This window comes from Pseudonocardia sp. (assembly GCF_025965585.1).
GTDB lineage: Bacteria > Actinomycetota > Actinomycetes > Mycobacteriales > Pseudonocardiaceae > Pseudonocardia.
On the sequence record NZ_JAOPWR010000351.1, the window covers coordinates 1 to 5,153 of the forward strand.

6 protein-coding genes are annotated in these 5,153 nt (G+C 70.2%); 3 read left to right on the forward strand and 3 right to left on the reverse strand.

The genetic code is table 11. The features are described from left to right. Together JWR81_RS21365 and JWR81_RS21370 are read right to left on the reverse strand one after the other, a co-directional pair. Window positions 1-934, reverse strand: a 934-nt coding sequence (locus tag JWR81_RS21365) for a putative sulfate exporter family transporter (protein WP_297655806.1), incomplete at its 3' end; no start/stop codon positions are given. Window positions 935-966: 32 nt separating this feature from the next. Next, on the reverse strand, window positions 967-1,095 hold the full coding sequence (locus tag JWR81_RS21370) for a hypothetical protein (protein WP_297655808.1): 129 nt from the start codon (window positions 1,093-1,095) through the stop codon (window positions 967-969). 485 nt (window positions 1,096-1,580) lie between these two features. Between JWR81_RS21370 and JWR81_RS21375 the strand changes: the two genes are divergently transcribed. The 3 genes from JWR81_RS21375 (at window position 1,581) to JWR81_RS21385 (ending at window position 4,777) form a co-directional block, all read left to right on the forward strand. Further along, window positions 1,581-3,941: a molybdopterin cofactor-binding domain-containing protein gene (locus tag JWR81_RS21375; RefSeq protein ID WP_297655811.1), complete on the forward strand. Its 2,361-nt coding sequence runs from the start codon at window positions 1,581-1,583 to the stop codon at window positions 3,939-3,941. Between the two features lie 10 nt (window positions 3,942-3,951). Next, on the forward strand, window positions 3,952-4,422 hold the full coding sequence (locus JWR81_RS21380) for a (2Fe-2S)-binding protein (protein WP_297655814.1): 471 nt from the start codon (window positions 3,952-3,954) through the stop codon (window positions 4,420-4,422). Window positions 4,423-4,495: 73 nt separating this feature from the next. Then, on the forward strand, window positions 4,496-4,777 hold the full coding sequence (locus JWR81_RS21385; protein ID WP_297655817.1) for a hypothetical protein: 282 nt from the start codon (window positions 4,496-4,498) through the stop codon (window positions 4,775-4,777). A 180-nt stretch (window positions 4,778-4,957) separates the two neighbouring features. Here JWR81_RS21385 and JWR81_RS21390 read toward each other — a convergent pair. Beyond that, window positions 4,958-5,153, reverse strand: a 196-nt coding sequence (locus tag JWR81_RS21390) for a DUF5313 family protein (protein WP_297655820.1), incomplete at its 5' end; no start/stop codon positions are given.

The window sequence follows — 5,153 nt, forward strand, 5'->3', positions numbered from 1 at the left end:
AGGTCAGCCCGGCGTGCCACGACGCCGGGACGACGCCGAGGCTGTTGAGCGCGGCGGCGGCGACGAAGCCGACCAGGAACACCGGAACGAGCTTGCGCCAGGGGAGCGTGCGCAGGGTCGACGTGCCCGTCGCCCCGTCGGCCAGGGCGTCGCGACGGGCCGCCCACAGCGCCAGAGCCATCACGATCGGCACGATCATGAGGCTGCGGGTGAGCTTGACGACCACCGCGTAGGAGCCCGCGTCGCCGCCGTAGGCGTAGCCCGCGGCGACCACCGACGAGGTGTCGTTGATCGCGGTGCCGGCCCACAGCCCGAACGCGTGCGGGTCGAGGTGGAGCAGGTGCCCGATCTGGGGGAAGGCGAGCACGGCCACGATGTTGCAGGTGAAGATCGTGCCGATGGCGTAGGCCACCTGCGACTCCTTCGCCCTGACCACGGCCTGGGTGGCGGCGATCGCGGACGCCCCGCAGATGCCGGTCCCGATGCCGATGAACAGCTGCGTGTCGCCGCGGACGCCGAGCAGCCGCCCGAGGCCCCAGGCCCCGAGCAGCGCTGCGGCGAGGGTGCCGAGCATGACCGGCAGCGACGCCCCGCCGACCCGGGCGACCTGCTGCAGGGACAGCGTCGCCCCGAGCAGCACGATGGATGCCTGCAGGACGGGCCGGGAGGCGACGGCCAGGCCGGGCCGCAGGGTGTCGCCGGGCCGCAGCACCGTGGCGACCAGCACGCCGAGCACGATCCCGAACACCGGGCCGCCGACGACGGGCACCTCGGTGCCCGCGAGGGTGGCGACGGCCGCCACGGCGACGGCGACCGCGAGCCCCGGGACGGGCCGCCGGACGTCACCGAGCCGGTGCGCCAGGACGTGCTCGCGAGGTGCGGGTGGAGCGGGCGCCGTGTGGTCGCGGCCGACGGCGTGGGTTCGCACTGGCACCGGTCACTTCTCCTCGCTCGTGGTCGGACGGGTCAGCCGGTGAGGCCGAGCTCCTCGGCGTGCGGGAACTCGTCGGCGACGAGGACGACGTCGGCACCGTCGTGGGCGAGGTAGCCGCGGTCCCCCGGCTCCTCGGGGGCGATCACGATGACGTCCAGCATCAGCGCTCCCGTCAAATGTCCGTACATCTTGCTTCCGAACAGTAGAAGGAGAGTTCCACCGGGTCAACCGACATGGCCACTCAGCGGACTTTCGATGCTGGTAGAAGCAAATGCCCGTACATTTCTGAGGGCATCCCACTAAAGACGGCCGATCGTTGGACTGCCGGGGCGCGGTCGCCCGCCGGTTCTGGCCGCGACGCGGCCGAAAGTAACCCGATCGAATGATCTCGGTCATGAATTCGTCAAGCTCAGAGGCGTGCTCATGAGCCCAAAGGAACCGCATATGCGGATTAGGTAAGGCTGCCTTCAGCGCGTCGACCTGCATTTTGACGCGGAATGGGGCAATTGAGCGATGTTGAGGTAGGACAGTCAGCTCCTCATCGCCCACGTAACTGTCGAACGATCACGCCGTTGGGTGGTCACACAGTCCCTGTCGAGGCCCGCTCCCCCGTTCGAGGCCCACAGGCAGGTCGGAGAGGACAACGATGCCCGCTCATCGCGCATCCACCGTGGATCGGAGCCCGGACGACGAGAAGGCCGGTCTCGGTCGCGCCGACGTCAGCCGTCGGCGTTTCCTCGGGTACCTGGTGGCGGCCCCCACGCTCGTCGTGGCGGCGGAGCTCACCCGGGAGTCGATCTGGGGTTCCCCCCAGGCCTCCGCCGCGTCGATCCCGTCGGCGCCGCAGACGCCCGAGATCTACGACCTGCTCGACGCGCTCCGCGACTCGGCGCGCCCGACGGCGAACCTCATCCGGATCGAGGTGAACCGGGACGGCACCGTGTCGTTCGCGCTGCCGCGCTCGGACAACGGTCAGGGGATCATCACCTCGACCCAGATGATCATCGCCGAGGAGATGGGCCTCGAGGTCGACCAGGTGAAGGTCACCCTGGCCGACGCCCGGCCCGAGCTGCTGTTCAACCAGCTCACGGGCGGATCGAGCACGACGTTCACCACCTACACGGCGATCCGCGTGGCGGCCGCGCTCGCCCAGGGGCGGCTGCTCAAGGCGGCGGCCGCGGAGCTGGGCCAGGACGTCTCCGTGCTGACCAGCCGCGGCGGGCTGATCACGGGTGCCGGCGGCACGGCCATCCCGTTCAGTGAGCTGACCGAGAAGGCGGCCAGCCAGGTGACCGAGCAGGTCCAGGTCACACTGAAGCCGAAGGAAGACTTCCGGATCATCGGGAAGCCGCAGAACAAGACCGACGCCCGCGCCATCGTGACGGGCCGGAAGAAGTTCGCCACCGACCTGCAGATCCCCGACGCGCTGCCGACGGTGATCTGCCGGGCCCCCGACCTCAACGGCTACCCGAAGGGCGTCGACAACATCGACGAGGTCCGTTCGATGCCGGGCGTCACCGACGTCGAGATGGTCGGCACCGGCGTGGCGGTGCGCGCGGCGACGTTCGGGCAGTGCATCGACGGCGTCAACGCACTGCAGGTGAACTGGGCGCGGGGCACGGTCGCCGGTGAGAACGACGAGTCGGTGCTGGCGAAGGTCAGGAAGGCCGAGCTGCCGCTGGCCGTGCCTGCGGCGGGCGGCGCGACCGTCGAGGGCGCTTTCACGTTCTACTTCCGGAGCAACAGCTCGCTGGAGACGAACTGCGCCATCGCTGACGTCCGTGCGAACAAGGCCGAGATCTGGGGCCCGATGAAGAACCCGATCGCGGCGCAGGCCGAGATCGCGAAGAAGATCGGCCTGCCCTCGAGCGCGGTCACCGTGCACGTCACCGAGGGCGGCGGGTCGTTCGGCCGCAAGCTGTTCTTCGACGCCGCGCTCGAGGCGGCCGAGGTCTCGCAGACGATGGGCAAGCCCGTCAAGCTGATGTGGACCCGCGCCGACGACTCCCGGCAGGGCCGCGTCCACCCGCTGGCCACCACCCGCGTGCGCGCCTCGGTGGCCAAGGACTCGGTGCTCAGCTTCGAGCTGCGCCACACCAGCGTCGCCACCGAGATCAACCCGGGCCTCGGCGAGCCGATCACGGCCGCGGCGTTCAGGACGCCGGTGCTGGGAAACCTGAGCCTCTCGGAGAGCATCTTCGAGCTGACCCAGGTGACGCCGTACGACTTCGGGGTGTCGACTCGGCTGCTCAACGAGGTCGACATGAGGTTCAGCACCTCGAGCATGCGCAACATCTACTCGCCCGACGTGGCGACGGCCCGTGAGCTGATGGTCGACCAGATCGCGGCGAAGATGGGCAAGGACCCCTACGAGTTCCGCGCGGAGTTCCTCAAGAACGACCGCATGCGCGCGGTGCTCAAGAAGGTCGCCGACGAGGGTGACTGGGGCAGGTCGATGGAGGAGGGCACGGCCCAGGGCCTCGGCCTGCACGTCGAGTACAAGGGCGTGGCCGCCTGCCTGGTCGAGATCGACTGCCGTCCCGAGACGGTGAACCGGCCGATCCGCCAGGGCGTCACCGGCCCGCGCGTGACCAAGGTGACCTACGCCGTCGACGTGGGCCTGGTGATCAACCCGCGCGGGATCGAGGCCCAGATGATGGGCGGGATCAACGACGCGCTGGCGATGACCCTGACCTCCAGCCTGCACCTGGACGACGGGCACTTCGTCGAGGCCAGCTGGGACAACTACTTCTACACGCGCCAGTGGAACACGCCGCCGGAGATGAACATCTTCATCGTCGAGTCGTCGGCCGACGAGCCCGGCGGCGTGGGGGAGTTCGGGGTGGCCGCCACCTGCGGCGCGATCGCCACCGCCTACGCGCGGGCCACCGGCGGGGTCCCGGAGTACTTCCCGATCAACCACAGGGACCCGCTCCCGTTCGAGCCCTACCCGACCGTGCCGCCGATCCCGCCGTCGCCCACCAACGGCCTCGAGACCACGTACTGAGGAGCGCGACATGCCCACGCAGACCTTCAAGCTCAACGGCGAGTCCGTCACCGTCGACACCGACGACGACGTCCGTCTCCTCTGGGTGATCCGGGACCTCCTCGGTGTCACCGGCCCGAAGTACGGCTGCGGCATCAACGTCTGCAAGGCCTGCACCAGCCACATCAACGGCAAGGCCTTCAACCCGTGCTCGGTGCGGGTGTGCGACGTCGACGCCGAGGACGAGATCACCACGATCGAGGGCCTCGCCGACGGCGAGGACCTGCACCCCATGCAGCAGGCCTGGATCGACCGTGACGTGGCGCAGTGCGGCTACTGCCAGCCGGGCCAGGTCATGGCCGCGGTGGCCAAGGTCCGCCAGTGCCAGGAGGAGGGCCGCGAGATCGACGACGCCGCCATCGAGGAGATCCGCAACATCTGTCGCTGCGGCACCTACAACCGCATCCGCGAGGCGATCAAGGCCGGCGCCGAGAACATGTGACGGGCCCCGTCACCTCCGCGTCAGCCCACTCCGCTCCCGGCCGCCGGCCGGGACGACCCGAAGGAATCGACCGATGAACGCACGCACACGCCGCATCACCGTGGCGATCACCGCCGGGGCGCTGCTCCTGGCGGGCGCAGGGGCCGCCTACGCGCAGGACACGCAGAGCCCGCTGCAGGGCGTCGACGCCGGCCGGGCGACCCTGGAGACCGCCGTCCGGTCGCTGCTCGACGGGGTCGACAGGGACGACCGTCCCGACGGGGCCAACGGTCTCGAGAGCGAGTTCCCGGGAGCCGACCCCCGCTTCGTCGAGGGTCCCGCCGGTGGCCTGCTGAAGAACGGCCCGCTGGAGTGACTCCGGTGGGACCGGTTCGCCGGTTCCACCGGTGGTAGTTCCCCTGGGGAGGGGGATGACGGATGCGGCCGGGGTCCGCGCCGATGAGCCGCGGGCCCCGGCCCTCTGTCCTCGCGTCGACAAGTTGTGCCGCTCCAGGTCGGCGTCGCCCGAGCCCGGGGTGTGCCCGTCGGTGTCGGCTCAGGAGTTTGAGCGCCACCGCTGCTCGTAGCGCGCCTGGCGCTCGTGCTCCTCGTCGGGGTGTGCGGCCGCGCGGGTGGCCGCGGCGGTGCCGCGGGGGTAGCCGGCCTTCATCACGCGGTGCTCCACCGTCTCGTACAGGTACGCGGCGGAGTAGAAGTAGCCGAGGATCAGACCGGCGAGCACGGCGCACCCG